Here is a 15,925-nt window from a genome sequence, read left to right as displayed (position 1 = left end):
ATTCGTTATGAAGAGAAACAACAACTATTTCGAAATGAATATGAAAAAGTAATCTTCATAATGGATTGCAAACGGAATATAAAAAATATATCACTTTGCGATGACGAACAATATTACTAACAACACTGCAAAGGTATGTAAGTTTTTTATTCTTACAAAATTAATTTAGATTTATTTTAAATAAAATATTTTAGTTGTTTATTTCCAGTTAATTGTGTATTTATATAATCGACAAGAATAAGTAGAAAATATGCTTGACTAATGAATGTATTTTTGATTTTTAGATATTTCTGTTGAAAGAAAACTTGAGTTTTGTTTACCTTTGCACAATGGAATTTTCATCAAAACTCTTAGAAAATGCAGTTTATGAAATAGCACAATTGCCTGGTATCGGGAAAAGAACTGCATTGCGTCTTGCATTACATCTTTTAAAACAACCTGAAGAACAGTCTGTTAGAATGGCAAATGCGATACTGAATTTACGTACAAATATTCAGTATTGTAATAATTGTCATAATATTTCAGATGTTGATATTTGTGAAATTTGTAGCAGTCCCAGTCGAGAAACAGGGATTATTTGTGTAGTAGAGGATTTTCGTGATGTGATGGCTATTGAAAATACAGGGCAATTTTTTGGTCAGTATCACGTTTTAGGCGGGAAAATTTCGCCTATTGATGGAATAGGTCCTTCAAATTTGAATATCAGTTCTTTAGTTAAAAAAGTAGAAACAGGAAATGTTAAGGAACTTATTTTTGCATTAAGCAATACTATGGAAGGAGATACGACAAACTTCTATATTTTCAGGCAAATAGAAAAATTCAACATTACCATTTCGACTATAGCAAGAGGTATTTCTGTGGGAGGTGAGCTGGAATATGCCGATGAAGTTACTTTAGGCAGAAGTATCACACAAAGAATTCCTTTTGAACATTCTTTAAAAAGCTGAAAATGAAAAAAGATAATTTTTAGCAATGAAAATTTCAAGATTATTTAACACTTGAAGATAGTTAGTTCGGTTTTTTTTTATACCTTTGGGCTTGTTTTACATATGTTTAAAATGATTGGTGTAATAACTAATCTCTAACCACTATAATTAAGAAAATGGCTAAATACGAATTAAAATTACCCAAAATGGGAGAAAGTGTTGCAGAAGCAACAATTACAAATTGGTTAAAGAAAGTAGGAGAGACTATTGAGGCAGAAGAAGGTGTTGTTGAAGTAGCTACAGATAAGGTAGATACGGAAGTTATTTCAGAGGTTTCAGGAGTACTTGTTGAGATTCGTTGTCAGACTGACCAAGTAGTTAAAGTTGGTGAAGTGATGGCTATTCTTGAAATAGAGGGAGAACAAGAAGCAAAACAGGAAACAAAAACTGTGGTTGCTGCCAAAGAAATTGAAAAAGAGATTACCGAAATAAAAGAAACAACATTACAGACTGAGTCCTTAAACTTTGAAGGTTCAAGCTCAGAGCGATTCTACTCTCCTTTGGTTAAAAGTATTGCTAAAAAGGAAGGGATTTCATTGCAAGAATTAGAAAAAATTGCAGGTACTGGAGCTGATAATCGAGTAACGAAACAAGATATGCTCGATTATTTGGAGAACAGAGCAGAGGCTTCATCTGGGCTACAACAAAATACGATGATTCAAACTCCTGTAATTCAAACTGAAATTTCTGCTGAAAGAAAATCTGAATTGATAGGAAAAGGTAACGAGTTGATTCCAATGTCACGAATGGGGAAACTCATTGCAGAACATATGACATATAGCAAACATACTTCACCTCACGTTCAGAGTTTTATTGAAGTGGATATGACTCGAGTTTGGAACTGGCGTAACAAAGTTAAAAAGGCATTTGAAGAGCGTGAAAGAGAAAAGTTTACCTTTACTCCTATATTTATGGAGGCGGTAGCTAAAGCTCTTATTGAGTATCCAATGATGAATATATCAGTTGAAGGGTCAACCATAATCAAAAAGAAAAATATAAATGTTGGTATGGCTACAGCTTTGCCTGATGGTAACCTTATTGTTCCTGTAATTAAAAATGCTGACCAATTGAGTTTGAGAGGTATGGCAAAAGCTGTAAATGATTTAGCTACACGTGCCAGAGCAAGTCAACTAGCTCCTGATGAAGTAAAGGACGGAACTTATACAGTCACAAATATTGGTTCATTTGGTACGTTATTCGGTACCCCTATTATCAATCAGCCACAAGTTGGTATTTTAGCGGTTGGTGCAATTCAAAAAGTTCCTGCTGTTATTGAAACTCCCGAAGGAGATGTAATAGGAATCCGTCATAAAATGATTCTATCACATAGCTATGATCATCGTGTTGTAAATGGTGCTTTAGGGGGAATGTTTATTCAATTTATAGCTAAATATCTTGAAAATTGGGATATAAATAGACAATTATAATCATTCTAAATTATTGATTTTATTGTACTTTTAAGCCTTCTGATACAATCGTTATATTTAAAAAATAACGTATCTTTGCCCCCATAATTTTTTAAACGAGAAAACTATAAATTTATGGCAATAAAGATTACTGATGATTGTATAAATTGTGGAGCCTGTGAACCTGAATGTCCTAACAACGCTATTTATGAAGGAGCTGACGATTGGCGTTATAGCGACGGAACAGCTTTGAAAGGCGAAATAGTTTTACCCAATGGGAAACAGCTCAATGCAGATCAAGTACAAGAACCCGTTAGTGATGATTTCTATTTTATTGTAACTGATAAATGTACAGAATGCATAGGGTTTCACGAAGAGCCACAATGTGCAGCTGTTTGCCCTGTTGATTGTTGTATTCCTGACGAAGATAATCAAGAAACAACAGAGGAGCTTCAGGCAAAGAAAAGATTTTTGCACAACGAGGAATAAAGCAAAAACAAAGGTTAAACCTCCAATTTTTGAAATTCAAAGGTTGGGGGTTTTGCTATATAAAAAGAAATCCGAAATATTACTAAAATTGCTTTTCAAAAAATAAATTATATCTTTGTGATGCAGAACTTATTGGTTTTGAAGTAGAATTCATAAATAATTTTTGAGTCAGTGGTTAATAAACGTTTGTTAATAAAAAATTTATTAGGACATAGTGATGAAAATAGTTTCTATGACCGGAAGCGATTTATTGACCTGAATACAAGAGAAGGAAAAGCAAAGTTTCTGAAGATAATTTGTGCTTTAGCAAATTCTAATCCGTATAATAAAGCATTCATCGTCATAGGTGTAGAAGATGAGTCTCGAGAAATAGTGGGAGTCGATTTTTTTGATGATAGTCGTATTCAAAATCTGATAAATTCTTATTTAAACAATGCTCCTTCAATCACTTATGAAAATATTATTTTTCCAGATTTACCCAATGATAAGGTTGTAGGACTGGTAACAGTTACTTCATCAAAGCAAGTTTGTTCCCTTTCAAAAGGGATATGGAAGTACGCTAAAGATACAATTTTTAAAAGAGAAGGAAGTAATAGCAAAATACAAAATGATGATTTTCCGCTGGAAGATTTTAATTCTGAAATAGTTCAGCAAATTGAGAAAATTTCAAGCAATAACATACAGCACACTTTGGACGGGGTTATTAATTTTATAAATCATCGTCATAAGGATTTAGAATCACATTATCTGGTTTTTAGAGAACAATTTGTGCTTTGTTGGGCAGGTAAACCCAAGATCGTTGAAGATAAGAAAATGTACTCCAGAGTTGATATTGAGCTTATTAACGAACAAGTACGTTTGTTTTTTTCTAACCTTGATAAAGTTGAAATTCGTGTTGAAGAAAATACGTTTTCTGTAACGGAGTATATTTATTTAGGGATTGAAAATCAGAAAGATTACTATCCTTTGGAACTTGTTCAGATTCATTTTTTTAACAACGGAAGCTATAAAATAGAACAGAAACTCATATTTTCTCCTCCTATTTACGATGAAAAGAAAATATGTGGTATATGGAGTGAAAAACGAGTTATTTTAGAAAAAATAATTGATAATCAGCTTTTAACCGAACAAGAATTAAGGCAAATTCCAACATTACCTTCAATATGTTTAGAATGTTATTTGAATGGACATTTGGAGGTAAAAGAATTGTTGGAAGTGTCACGGCCAAAGCTGAAAGAGATTGATATAGAGGCTTATAAATCATTAAAAGAAGCATTAAGAATATTGCGAAAATTAAAATATAATCGTTGATGAATAGACTAACTACTAACCCTCGACGTACTTTAGTCGTTGGAGATATTCACGGAGCGTACAAGGCTCTGGTTCAAGTAATTCAAAGAGTAAAAATAAGAAAAAATGATTTTTTCATATTTTTAGGAGATTATTCAGATGGTTGGAGTCAAACTCCTGAAGTTCTTGATTTTTTACTGCAATTTAGAAAACATTATAGTTGCCTGTTCATCAGAGGAAATCACGATGCTCTTTGTCTGGAATTTTTGCAAGGAGCTTCAATGGATAAAATGTGGTATTATCACGGGGGAGATGCAACGGAAAAAGCCTATCAAAATGCTTCTGAGGAAGTGAAACAAAGGCACATCAAATTTTTATCTGAATTAGAAAATTATTATTTAGATAGCAATAACCGATTGTTTGTTCACGCAGGATTTACCAATCTCAGAGGAGTTGATTTTGAGTATTTTCCAGAAATGTTCTATTGGGATAGAACTCTTTGGGAATTAGCAACATCGGTAAAAACTTCACCTGAACATAGTAAATATCCAAGTAGATTATTGCTATATTCAGAAACATTTATAGGGCATACACCTACCACTCGTTTAGGGTGTGATAAACCAATGACAGCCAATAATGTATGGAATGTAGATACAGGTGCAGCATTCAAAGGTAGAGTTTCAATTATGGATATTGATACCAAAGAATACTGGCAAAGTGACCCTGTTTTTGAGCTTTATCCTGATGAAAAAGGAAGGAATAAATAGAGTTTATTCAAAATCTTCTGTCTGAAAATTAATTAGATATACTTTTTTAACCGCACGAGTCAGAGCTGTATAAAGCCACCGCAGATAATTATCATCAATACCATTGGGAAGATAGGGTTTTTCAATAAAAACAACATCCCATTGCCCACCCTGACTTTTATGACAGGTAATAGCATATGAAAATTTGACTTGTAAGGCGTTAAAAAAAGGATTTTCTTTAACTTTCAGATACTTTTTATATGCCGAGGTTTCATCTTGATAATCAAGTAAGACTTCTTCGTAAAGGCGGTTGCTTTCTTGATGTGTAAGTGACGGATTTTCAGTTTCGAGAGTATCTAACAAAAGAATCGTGTCAAAAGGAGGAAAGTCTGGATAATCAATAAGTTGTACTTGAACTTCAGCAAATCGAAATCCGTATAACTCACGAAAAGCATAGATTTGAAGTACTTCCAGAGTGTCACCATTGGCGATAAAACTCACTTTAGGAGAATCTTTTAACCAGTAATAATTATTTTTCACAACCATAAGTAAATCTCCTGCAGAAAGGTCATTTTCATTATCCAAAATTACTTTTCGGATTTGCCTGTTATAAAGTACAGCTCTTTTATTTGAGCGGACAATAATTGCTGTTTGTTCCAATCCATAGTTTGAGTATGAGCTTTCTATGGCTTCCTGAATTTCAGTTCCTTCAGTCAATTGAACTATGTCTCTGAAATTTCTAGTCTTAAAATTAAATTTTTTCTGAATAGAAAATTCAAAAAGGATTTCTCTAAGTTTTGTCGCATTGTACAAAATACCAGATTTTTTTTCTTGTCTTACGACTTCATTAAGTTCAATATGAGATACTTCCTTATTATAGCGAATTTCTAAATTTCGGATATCTAAAGCAGGACTATAATCAGAATTAACAGGAGGCAACTGAGCAGAATCTCCCATCAATAGTAATTTACAACCTTGTCCAGAATAGACATACGTTATGAGATTATCCAAAAGAGAATTTTGGTCAAAAAAATGTTCATTATTATCTGTAATCATCGAGGCTTCATCTACAATGAATAGTGTGTTTTTAAATTTGTTGATTTTCAATGTAAAAGAAAATTCTCCTCCGTTCGTTTTCGGAAAATAAATATGTTTGTGGATGGTAAAAGCTTGTTGTTTAGCAAAATTGGACATTACCTTTGAAGCCCGCCCAGTTGGAGCAAGAAGAACAGCTTTATGCCCAATAGAAGGCAGGTTTTTAATCAAACAATTGATAATTGAAGTTTTTCCTGTTCCCGCAAATCCTTTAAGTAAAAACAATTTTTCAGAAGAATTCTTATCTAATAAAAATTCTGTAATTAATTGCAAAGCAATGTTTTGAGATGTTGTAGGATTGTAAGGGAAAGCATTTAAAAGATTGTTTAAAAAGGTATTTTTGTCCATTGATGAATTTATATGGACCCAAAAATATAATTTTTTTTCTCAAAAAGCTTTTTTGAATAAAAAAAAATTGTAGCTTTGCAGTAAACCAGTCAAGAAAAAAAATATTTTTAAAAGATGAAAAAAATTTTACAAATTGCGCTTTGGGCTGTTGGCTTATTTTTTTGTTTTATGATTTACAAATCAGTTACCGGTCCTATTGAGTTTAACAAAATTAAAACAGAGCGTTACACAGCAGTAATTGGGAAATTAAAAGATATTCGCGATGCTCAAGAGGCACATCGGGTTGTGACAGGAAAATACGCAAATAGTTTCGATGACCTGACTAAGTTTATTGAAAATGAGAAGTTCACTATTACTTCTCAACGTGACACGAGCTGGACAGAATACGATAAAACGTTCAAAATTGATGTTCTAAAACAAGGTGTTGTAGTTGATACTTTGGGATATGTGTCAGTTAAAGATTCTTTGTTTAAAAACTCGGATCGTTACAAAAACCTAAGATATGTTCCTTTTGCTGAAAATCCGAAAGAAGAGTTTGTTTTGAAAACAGCTTCTCTTGACAAAAATGGGTATTCGGCTTCAGTTTTTGAGGTTTCTGTGCCTAAAATTAAGGTGCTTTGGGGACTTGATAAAAACGAGGTAGAAAAGGAAGTTGTAAAAAATTCAGTAGAAGATGTTAAAGGTGCGGATATCAAAGTAGGTTCTTTGGAAGAACTAAGTACAAATGGTAACTGGCCTACGTCATACGATGCAAAGACAGCAAGAAAATAGTATATTCAGAACTTATTTCAAGGAATTGTCCATTCAAATTAACTTGGATGGACTTTCTTTTTGTGTTTTCAATCCTGTGCTAAATTATGTTGAATCGATTTATAATTTTCCTATAAACTTCAACTATAAAAACAAGCAAGATATTGAAAGAGAAGTCTGTAGTGTTTTGGATTCTGAAGAAGATTTGCGACAGGATTTCAACAACATTAAAGTATTCCATAACACACCCATATTTACATTTATTCCACAGGCTCTTTTTATGGGCAAGAAGGAAGCGATAGAATACTTAAAATATAGCATTGATGTTTCCTCTTTGAAGGAAAATTTCGTTGAATATGACAGAATTATTTCTATCGAAACGGTTAATGTTTTTGTGCCAGATGTTTTCATAAATAACATTCTGGTTGATTATTATGGTGCATTTGAATCTCAGCATTTTGCATCATCATTATTACGAATGCTACTAAAGCATTATGCCTCACACGCTTATGAGATTATGTATGTGTATGCAGAACAAAGCTCGTTTTATTTTGTAGTTTTCAGAGATAAGAAATTGTATTATTTCAACCGATTTGAATATCAAACAATGGACGATTTTCTCTATTATATTCTTTTTTCTGTTGAACAGCTGAATATAAATACGGAAAGAGTTCCGTTGTATTTCATTGGAGATATGAATATTAACTCCTTAATGAGTGAGCGAGTAAGGAAATACATAAAGTATATCTACCTAATGAAACACAATAAAAATTACTACTCTGAAGGGATGGACGAGGGGTTAATTCACCGAAATTTTGTGCTTACGCAATCTTTTTAATAGAAATAAGTCAATTTTTTATTTATCATCATCTTCAGGTATTGCTCTTTTTAGGATGGCTTCTGGGATTGATTTCTTTGATTTTACTCCCATTATTTTCAATTTTTCGATGCTACGAACAATATTTCCCTTTCCTTCAACCAATTTATTCATAGCATTACCATATTCGGACTTGGCTTCGTCCATTTTTTTGCCTATCTTTATCAAATCAGTGATGAAACCTTCAAATTTATCGTACAAAGCTCCCGCCTGACGTGAAATTTCGTACGCATTTTCCTGCTGTTTTTGATTTGTCCACATCGAATCAATGGTACGAAGTGTCGCTAATAATGTAGTTGGAGTCACAATAACGATATTCTGAGCAAAGGCCTTTGTATATAACGAATCATCATTTTGCAGAGCAATCGCAAAAGCAGGTTCTATAGGAATGAACATCAATACAAAATCAGGGCTATTGGTGTACAAATCCTCGTACTTTTTTCCTGAAAGTTGATCGATATGCCTTTTGATTGAATTGATATGCTGCTTCAAAAAGATAGGTTTTTCTTCATCTTCAGCATTAACAAAGCGTTCATAATCAGTTAAAGATACTTTTGAGTCAATAATCATTTTTTTTCCGTCAGGCAGATGAATTATTACATCAGGAATAACCCTTGAACCATCTTCTCTGACAAAAGATTCCTGAATGGTGTATTCTCTTCCTTTTTCCAAATTTGATTTTTCCAATACTTTTTCCAATACCAATTCCCCCCAGTTTCCTTGTATTTTGCTATCTCCTTTGAGAGCTTTGGTTAGGTTTTCAGCTTCTTTAGTGATGCGTAAATTTTGATTCTGTAGGTCGATAAGTTGTTGTTTTAGAGCAGAGTGAATGCTTATGTTCTCTTTTTGACTATGTTCTACTTTTTGTTCAAAATCTTTGATTTTTTCTTGTAATGGGCTTAAAATGTTTTTCAGATTTTCTTTGTTTTGCTCTGTGAATTTTGAAGATTTTTCTTCCAGAATTTTGTTAGCTAAATTCTCAAATTCTTTTGTAAATTTCTCTTGCAAAAGTTCAGTTTCTTTTGATTTTTCTTTCAATTTTGTTAGTAAAAACTCTTTTTCGGATTCATTTCTGGTTAAAAGCAGGTTTAGTTCATCTTTTTGGTCTCTGAAATCCTCTTTTTCTTGCTTTTCGATGGCTAAAAGTTGCTGTAATTCTTCCAAAGAGCGTTGTTGCAGCTCTTCTCGGCTTTTATTTGATGAAATTAAGTTTTCAGTTTTTATTTTGTTTATGTAAGTTCCTAAAAAAAAGCCAATCGCTAAACAAATAATACTTATAATAATGTATGAAAGCATAGTTTAATTTTTTTGAGAGTTATAGAAAAAAGCAAAGGTACAAAGGTATTAAAATAATGAAAAATAACAATGATATTCACTTTATAGGAAAATAATTTAGTTTTTTTCTTGGTATGACGATATTTTTATATATTTGCGGGATATAAAAATAATTTGTTAATATTTAATACGAAAATTAGATATTTTATACTCTTTTTTAACAAGAATTAAATTATAATTCATATAAAATGCTTTTATTGGATATTTTAAAAGACGCTTTCAAAATATATCGTAAATCTTTCTTAGATATTATTTTGGGTTCAATTTCTGTGATTTCAATTATATTAGGAATATATATGCTGATTTTTTCGACACTTTTCGGTGTATCACAGGAATATTTAATGAAAAATGTAATTGAAAATCCTCAGATAGTTCAAGATATAATTTCAACACCGCAATTTCAAATAAAATTCAATTTGTTTATAGTGTTGATTAAATGTATTATAGCCCCGATGTCAGCAGGATTTTATAAGATTTTCGATATGAGAGAAAGAGGGGAGGAAATAAACTACAAAATACTTTTTTCGTATTATAATTCCTCTTTTACAGCGAGGATTTTAGGTTTCGTAATTGGACTTATGGCGGTGAAGTTGCTCATAGAATTTCTTCTCCTAAAATTAGGACTTGGAACTATAAGTTTCTCTTTGTCAGTAATATTGTCTTTGTTATTTACTTTAACAATACCAATTATTATTTTTGAAAATAAGTCACTTAAAAGTTCAATGAAGCAAAGTTCGGCGAGTGTGTCTCTACAAATGTTCACTGCCTTGATTGCTTTGCTTGTAGGTGTAGTTTTAGGATTTTCAGGAGTTTTGTTATTTGGTTTTGGTATTGTATTGACATTACCTCTACTTTACGCTATAAATTATAGTCTGTATCGACATATAAATCAACAAATTAATTAAGAAATAAAAATAAAACGATGAGAAAAACAATTTTTCCACTACTTTTAGTAGCTTCATTAACTCTAAATAGTTGTGGGGAGCTACAGCAAGTTATCAATTCAACATATTCAAACACAGGATTTAATGTCGCTGATGGATTGAAACAAGCGTTGGAATTTGGAGTGTCAAACGGAGTAGACATACTTAGTAAAGACGGAGGATATTTTAAAGACCAAGCTGTTCGGATTTTACTTCCTGATGAGTTGAAAAAGGTGGATTCTGCCTTACGAAGCATCGGATTAGCATCACTAGCTGATGAAGGTTTGAAAATATTAAACAAAGCTGCTGAAAATGCTGTAAATGAGGCTAAACCTATCTTCATTTCGGCTATAAAAGGAATGACCTTTAACGATGCAATGGCAATATTGAAAGGAGATTCACAAGCCGCAACAACATATCTCAAAAATAATACATTTTCTGCTTTGCAAGAAGCATTTGCTCCCAAAATACAGGCTTCACTTAGTCAAGTAGGGGCTGATGAAATTTGGAGCAATATCATCAATAAATACAATCAAATTCCGTTTGTGAAAAAGGTTGAACCAAATCTTACTTCATATGTTACAACACAGGCAATTAACGGATTATTTGTAAAGGTCGGAGACAAAGAAAAAGAAATCAGAACCAATGTATCAGCAAGAACAACATCACTATTGAAATCCGTTTTTGCTCTGCAAGATTAATGACCATAAAATTATAACAAAATGAGGATAAAATTTATAACATTATGTGCTATCGCTTTTTGTGGTAGTCTCAAAGCACAGCAAACTATGAATAAACCTATTTTTACAACGCCTTATCAATCAACGCCTTTTGGTGATTATAAGGTAGAAGATTTTAAATCAGCTATCGAACAAGCAATTTCTGAAAGTTTGAAAGAAATTGATAAAATTGCTAATTCAAAAACCAAACCAACTTTTAAAAATACTATTGAAGCTTTGGCTTTTAATGGGGAAAAGTTGGGGCGACTTACAATGATGTTTTTCAACTTGAATAGTGCAGAAACCAGCAAAGAATTACAAAAAGAAGCACAAAGCATTTCTCCAATGTTAAGTGATTATGAAAATGATATTCGATTGAATTCCAAACTTTTTGCTCGAGTAAAAGAAGTATACAACAATCGTGAAAAACTAAAATTATCTCCCGAAGAAACTACATTGTTGGACAAGACTTATAAAGGATTTACACGTAATGGGGCTAATTTATCTGAAAGCCAGAAGCAACGTTTGCGAGAAATAGATAAGCAACTATCAACTTTAAGTCTTCGTTTTGGAGAAAATGTATTAGCTGAAACACAAGCTTTTGAACTACATATTACCGATGAAAAGGATTTAAAAGGACTACCTGAATTTGCTGTTGAGGCAGCGGCACAAACCGCTTCAGACCGAAATAAAAAAGGTTGGATATTCACTTTGGATTTTCCGAGTTATAGTGCTTTTGTAAAATATGCTGAAAACAGAGATTTGCGTAAGAAGATGTTTGTAGCCTTCGCAAGTCGTGGCTTTAACAAAAATGTTAATAACAATGAGAAAAACATTTTAGAGATTGTTAAATTACGCGACGATCGTGCTAAACTGTTGGGATACAACAATTATGCTGCTTTTGTTTTGGAAGAAAGAATGGCGGATACTCCTGGAATAGTAAATAATTTTCTTAACGACTTATTGAAAAAAGCTAAACCCGCAGCTCAACGAGAGTTGGAAGAATTAAAAGCATTTGCTCAGAAACGCGATGGAGTTACTGATTTTCAGAAATGGGATTTTACTTTTTATAGTGAAAAATTGAAACAAGAAAAATTCAGTTTGGACGACGAAAAATTAAAGCCATATTTCAAATTAGAAAATGCAGTAAACGGAATGTTTCAAGTAGCAAATAAGCTTTATGGCTTGAATTTTAAAAAGATAGATACTATTGAAAAGTACCACGAAGAAGTTGATACTTATTTAGTTACAGACGAGAAAGGTGAGTATATTTCATTGTTCTACACTGATTTTTTCCCCAGACCAGGTAAAAGAGCAGGAGCTTGGATGTCATCATTTAAAAATCAACACAAACGCAATGGCGAAAATTCACGTCCGCATATAACCATTGTTTGTAATTTCACACGCCCGACCAAAACCCAGCCTTCGTTGCTGAGCTTTTACGAAGTTCGTACACTTTTTCACGAATTTGGACATGCTTTACACGGAATTCTTGCCAATACAACGTATCCTAACTTAAGCGGAACTAGCGTTTCTCGTGATTTTGTTGAATTGCCAAGTCAAGTTCTGGAAAATTGGTGCTATGAAAAAGAGGCTTTGTCGTTGTTCGCTACACATTATCAAACTAATGAGTTGATTCCTATGGAATTGGTTGAAAAAATAAAAGAATCTTCTTCTTTTATGGAAGGACTACAAACAATGCGTCAACTTAGTTTTGGAATATTGGATATGGCTTGGCATACTGCTGACCCTAAAACAATTAAGAGTGTAAAAGAGTTTGAAGATAAAGCCGTTGCGGTTACTGAATTATATCCTATGATTGCTGAATCTTGTTTCTCAACAGCATTTTCTCACATCTTTCAAGGAGGTTATGCAGCAGGATATTATAGTTATAAATGGTCGGAAGTGTTAGATGCTGATGCTTTTGAAGTGTTTTCTACAAATGGTATTTTCGATAAGAATACAGCTAAAAGTTTCAAAGATAATGTATTAAGCAAAGGAGGAAGTGAAAAACCGATGGAACTTTACAAGCGTTTCAGAGGAAAAGAACCTTCTCCAGATGCATTGCTAAAACGTGCTGGACTTATGTAGTATTCAGCTTTAAAGGTAAAATACTATTTGATAAAACGAAAAAAGCATAAAAAGTAAGATACGAAATGATTTCAGAGTCAGCGGAAGATAAACGAATTAGAGAAAAGGATAAGAAAGAAAAAGAATGGTTGCGTTGGGGTCCTTATCTCAGTGAACGCCAATGGGGAACTGTACGTGAGGATTATAGTGCAAATGGTGATGCTTGGAATTACATTTCTCACGATAATGCTCGTAGTCGTACCTATCGTTGGGGAGAGGACGGACTGGCTGGAATTTCTGATAATTCTTGCAATGTTTGCCTTTCTGTAGCTTTGTGGAATGGTAAAGATACCATTTTGAAGGAACGACTTTACGGGCTTAGTAACAATCAGGGAAATCACGGCGAAGACGTCAAAGAATTGTACTACTATTTGGACAATACGCCCACACATTCCTATATGAAGTATCTATATAAATATCCGCAAAATGCTTTCCCGTACGAAACTTTAGAAAGAGTTAATGCTGAGAGAGGATTGCAGGATACAGAGTTTGAACTTCCTGAAACAGGTATTTTTGATGAAAATGCTTATTTTGATGTACAGGTGGAGTATGCAAAATATAATGAAAATGACATTTTTATGAAAATAACTGTAACAAATCAAGGAGAAGAAATAGCTCCTTTAACGTTGTTACCTACGTTGTTGATGAGAAATTATTGGAGTTTCATTGAAGTAGAGCAAAAACCAAAAATTAGTTTGTTAAAAAATGAAAATGGCTATTTTGCAGAAGTAGATAATAAATCTGTTGGAACTTTCCTTTTGTATTTTGATGAAGCGGACAAACATCTTTTTACTGAAAATGAGACTAATGACGAGAAAATACATCAACACAAGAATGACCATCCTTTCAAGAAAGATTTGTTTCACGAAACAGTAATTTCTGGAGATTTTTCTTTGGCAACTCATAATCAAGAAGGTACAAAGTTCTCCCCGATGTATCATTTTGAGATAGCTCCCAAGGCACAAAAAGTAGTTTTTTTACGACTTACGAATCAGCAACAAGAAAATCCTTTTTCAGACGCTGAAAAGTTATTTGAACAACGTGAACAAGAATGTGAAATATTTTACAGAAATCTTCTCAAATGTCCTAATGAAGAATTATATTTAATTCAAAAACAGGCATTTTCAGGATTATTGTGGAACAAACAATATTACTATTATGATATTGAACAATGGTTGGAAGGCGACCCTAAACAACCTAAACCTCCTCAGCAACGTTGGAATGGACGAAATGCTGAATGGCTAACGTTACGCAATAACGATATTTTGCTTATGCCCGATAAATGGGAGTATCCTTGGTATGCTTCTTGGGATTCTGCATTCCATTGTGTTAGTATGGCAGTAATTGATACTCAGTTCGCTAAGGAACAACTTTTGTTGTTTAATAAAGAGTGGTATATGCGTCCTAATGGGCAAATTCCAGCATACGAATGGAATTTCAGTGATGTTAATCCACCAGTACAGCCTTGGGCAACGCTTATGGTTTACAATATTGATAAAGAGAGAACAGGAAAGCCTGATATAAGTTTTCTCAAGCGTATGTTCAATAAATTGACTGTGAATTTTACTTGGTGGGTAAATCGTTTGGATAGCACAGATAACAATGTTTTTGAAGGTGGATTCTTGGGGTTGGATAACATTGGTGTTTTTGACCGTAGTCAAGGCATTCCGGGAGTAAAACTTTTAGAACAAGTTGATGGTACAGCTTGGATGGCATTGTATTGCCTTTGTATGCTGAAAATCAGTTTGGAAATTTCCAAAGAAGATGAAACATATGAAGAAATGGCTATCAAATTTTTTGGACATTTTGTTCATATTGCGAAAGCCTTAAACCATATGAATCAGGAAAATAAGGGAATTTGGGATGAGAATGAAGGCTTCTTTTACGATAAAATCATTTTTGAAGATGGAGGTTCCAAACTTATCAAGGTTCGTTCTGTGGTAGGAATGCTTGCTTTGATGGCGGTACTTCATATTGACGGTGAAACGTTGAACAAATTACCAAGATTGAAAAGAAGTTTTTCGTGGTTTGATAAATATAGAATGAGTAAGCTGAGACACCCAATTATTCAAACTTCTGAAAAAGATGAAGGTATTTTATTATCATTAGTTCCTAAAAACCGCATTCGTAGATTGATGAGAGCCCTTATTGACGAAAAAGAGTTTTTAAGTGAATATGGAATTCGTTCTCTGTCAAAAATATACGAAACTCCTTTTTCAGTCCCATTGGAAGGGAATAACTATCAGATTGCTTACGACCCAGCAGAATCTACAAGCAATTTGTTCGGTGGAAATAGTAACTGGAGAGGACCAATTTGGTTTCCAATAAATTATATTTTGATAGATGCTTTGAGGGAATTACATAAATTTTTTGAAGACACTCGCTTTGAATTTCCAACAGGAAATGAAGATAATCTGTTGAGTTTAGACCAAATAGCAGATGAACTCAGTAAACGACTGATAAATATTTTTCGAGAAAATCCAGAAGGCAATCGCCCAGTTAATCGTTTACATTGCGAATTGTATCAACGTCCTGAGTTTAAGAATTTGATTCTATTTTATGAATATTTCCACGGAGATAATGGTAGGGGAGTTGGAGCTTCACATCAAACAGGTTGGACAGCCTTAGTCGCTAATTTGATAGTCGAAACTTTTAGTGAACAACCACCTTGCTAATTCAATTTAGCAGATTTTTCTAAATTATAAAAGTTTTATGAAGGCAAGATTTTTGGTTAATTCATAAAACTTTTTTCTTTTTTTGATGGTAGTAAAAAAGAAAAGGGACTTGTTTCACAACATTGTCCCTTTTCAATCACTAACTAAAAAAACTCA

At 32.9% G+C, this 15,925-nt stretch carries 13 protein-coding genes; 11 read left to right on the top strand and 2 right to left on the bottom strand.

What is annotated here, in order from left to right:
* Positions 1–329: 329 nt before the first annotated feature.
* The 5 genes from recR (at position 330) to CGC48_RS03030 (ending at position 4,938) form a co-directional block, all read left to right on the top strand.
* A complete protein-coding gene (gene recR / locus CGC48_RS03050; protein WP_098028426.1) occupies positions 330–947 on the top strand; it encodes a recombination mediator RecR in 618 nt (205 codons plus the stop codon).
* Positions 948–1,102: 155 nt separating this feature from the next.
* Positions 1,103–2,413 (top strand): dihydrolipoamide acetyltransferase family protein, encoded by a 1,311-nt coding sequence (locus tag CGC48_RS03045; protein WP_098028425.1) that lies wholly within the window; start codon positions 1,103–1,105, stop codon positions 2,411–2,413.
* Between the two features lie 114 nt (positions 2,414–2,527).
* On the top strand, positions 2,528–2,881 hold the full coding sequence (locus CGC48_RS03040) for a 4Fe-4S binding protein (RefSeq protein WP_018279721.1): 354 nt from the start codon (positions 2,528–2,530) through the stop codon (positions 2,879–2,881).
* A gap of 171 nt (positions 2,882–3,052) precedes the next feature.
* Positions 3,053–4,192 (top strand): ATP-binding protein, encoded by a 1,140-nt coding sequence (locus CGC48_RS03035; protein WP_098028424.1) that lies wholly within the window; start codon positions 3,053–3,055, stop codon positions 4,190–4,192.
* On the top strand, positions 4,192–4,938 hold the full coding sequence (locus tag CGC48_RS03030; protein WP_018279723.1) for a metallophosphoesterase: 747 nt from the start codon (positions 4,192–4,194) through the stop codon (positions 4,936–4,938). Before CGC48_RS03035 ends, CGC48_RS03030 begins: the two co-directional genes overlap by 1 nt.
* 3 nt (positions 4,939–4,941) lie before the next feature.
* On the opposite strand, the gene CGC48_RS03025 is transcribed toward CGC48_RS03030, so the two are convergent.
* On the bottom strand, positions 4,942–6,360 hold the full coding sequence (locus CGC48_RS03025) for an ATP-dependent DNA helicase (protein ID WP_098028423.1): 1,419 nt from the start codon (positions 6,358–6,360) through the stop codon (positions 4,942–4,944).
* 114 nt (positions 6,361–6,474) lie between these two features.
* Between CGC48_RS03025 and CGC48_RS03020 the strand changes: the two genes are divergently transcribed.
* Together CGC48_RS03020 and CGC48_RS03015 are read left to right on the top strand one after the other, a co-directional pair.
* Positions 6,475–7,131 (top strand): hypothetical protein, encoded by a 657-nt coding sequence (locus tag CGC48_RS03020; protein ID WP_018279725.1) that lies wholly within the window; start codon positions 6,475–6,477, stop codon positions 7,129–7,131.
* On the top strand, positions 7,085–7,948 hold the full coding sequence (locus tag CGC48_RS03015) for a DUF3822 family protein (protein WP_394336560.1): 864 nt from the start codon (positions 7,085–7,087) through the stop codon (positions 7,946–7,948). Before CGC48_RS03020 ends, CGC48_RS03015 begins: the two co-directional genes overlap by 47 nt.
* An 18-nt stretch (positions 7,949–7,966) precedes the next feature.
* Here CGC48_RS03015 and CGC48_RS03010 read toward each other — a convergent pair whose 3' ends face one another.
* Complete coding sequence (locus CGC48_RS03010; protein WP_098028422.1) at positions 7,967–9,283, bottom strand: DNA recombination protein RmuC; 1,317 nt, start codon at positions 9,281–9,283, stop codon at positions 7,967–7,969.
* A gap of 227 nt (positions 9,284–9,510) precedes the next feature.
* Between CGC48_RS03010 and CGC48_RS03005 the strand changes: the two genes are divergently transcribed.
* The 4 genes from CGC48_RS03005 to CGC48_RS02990 all read left to right on the top strand — a co-directional run bounded on the left by CGC48_RS03005 (position 9,511) and on the right by CGC48_RS02990 (position 15,769).
* Positions 9,511–10,227 carry a hypothetical protein gene (locus CGC48_RS03005; RefSeq protein ID WP_098028421.1) on the top strand — a complete coding sequence of 239 codons (717 nt, stop codon included), beginning with the start codon at positions 9,511–9,513 and terminating at the stop codon, positions 10,225–10,227.
* A 17-nt stretch (positions 10,228–10,244) separates the two neighbouring features.
* A complete protein-coding gene (locus CGC48_RS03000) occupies positions 10,245–10,946 on the top strand; it encodes a DUF4197 domain-containing protein (protein WP_041994180.1) in 702 nt (233 codons plus the stop codon).
* A gap of 87 nt (positions 10,947–11,033) precedes the next feature.
* Positions 11,034–13,055, top strand: a complete 2,022-nt coding sequence (locus tag CGC48_RS02995) for a M3 family metallopeptidase (RefSeq protein ID WP_098028420.1) — start codon at positions 11,034–11,036, stop codon at positions 13,053–13,055.
* Between the two features lie 65 nt (positions 13,056–13,120).
* On the top strand, positions 13,121–15,769 hold the full coding sequence (locus CGC48_RS02990; protein ID WP_098028419.1) for an MGH1-like glycoside hydrolase domain-containing protein: 2,649 nt from the start codon (positions 13,121–13,123) through the stop codon (positions 15,767–15,769).
* Positions 15,770–15,925: the final 156 nt, after the last annotated feature.

The organism is Capnocytophaga cynodegmi (assembly GCF_002302475.1).
Classification (GTDB): Bacteria; Bacteroidota; Bacteroidia; order Flavobacteriales; family Flavobacteriaceae; genus Capnocytophaga; species Capnocytophaga cynodegmi.
Note: the sequence above shows the minus strand (reverse complement) of the source record. Positions and strands in the feature narration are given on the sequence as shown.

What these genes read in the sequence shown, in the direction of transcription:
- recR (WP_098028426.1), top strand. Translation starts at nt 330, where the DNA reads ATGGAATTTTCATCAAAACTCTTAGAAAATGCAGTTTATGAAATAGCA.
- CGC48_RS03045 (WP_098028425.1), top strand. Translation starts at nt 1,103, where the DNA reads ATGGCTAAATACGAATTAAAATTACCCAAAATGGGAGAAAGTGTTGCA.
- CGC48_RS03040 (WP_018279721.1), top strand. Translation starts at nt 2,528, where the DNA reads ATGGCAATAAAGATTACTGATGATTGTATAAATTGTGGAGCCTGTGAA.
- CGC48_RS03030 (WP_018279723.1), top strand. Translation starts at nt 4,192, where the DNA reads ATGAATAGACTAACTACTAACCCTCGACGTACTTTAGTCGTTGGAGAT.
- CGC48_RS03025 (WP_098028423.1), bottom strand. Translation starts at nt 6,360, where the DNA reads ATGGACAAAAATACCTTTTTAAACAATCTTTTAAATGCTTTCCCTTAC.
- CGC48_RS03020 (WP_018279725.1), top strand. Translation starts at nt 6,475, where the DNA reads ATGAAAAAAATTTTACAAATTGCGCTTTGGGCTGTTGGCTTATTTTTT.
- CGC48_RS03015 (WP_394336560.1), top strand. Translation starts at nt 7,085, where the DNA reads ATGGTAACTGGCCTACGTCATACGATGCAAAGACAGCAAGAAAATAGT.
- CGC48_RS03010 (WP_098028422.1), bottom strand. Translation starts at nt 9,283, where the DNA reads ATGCTTTCATACATTATTATAAGTATTATTTGTTTAGCGATTGGCTTT.
- CGC48_RS03005 (WP_098028421.1), top strand. Translation starts at nt 9,511, where the DNA reads ATGCTTTTATTGGATATTTTAAAAGACGCTTTCAAAATATATCGTAAA.
- CGC48_RS03000 (WP_041994180.1), top strand. Translation starts at nt 10,245, where the DNA reads ATGAGAAAAACAATTTTTCCACTACTTTTAGTAGCTTCATTAACTCTA.
- CGC48_RS02995 (WP_098028420.1), top strand. Translation starts at nt 11,034, where the DNA reads ATGAATAAACCTATTTTTACAACGCCTTATCAATCAACGCCTTTTGGT.
- CGC48_RS02990 (WP_098028419.1), top strand. Translation starts at nt 13,121, where the DNA reads ATGATTTCAGAGTCAGCGGAAGATAAACGAATTAGAGAAAAGGATAAG.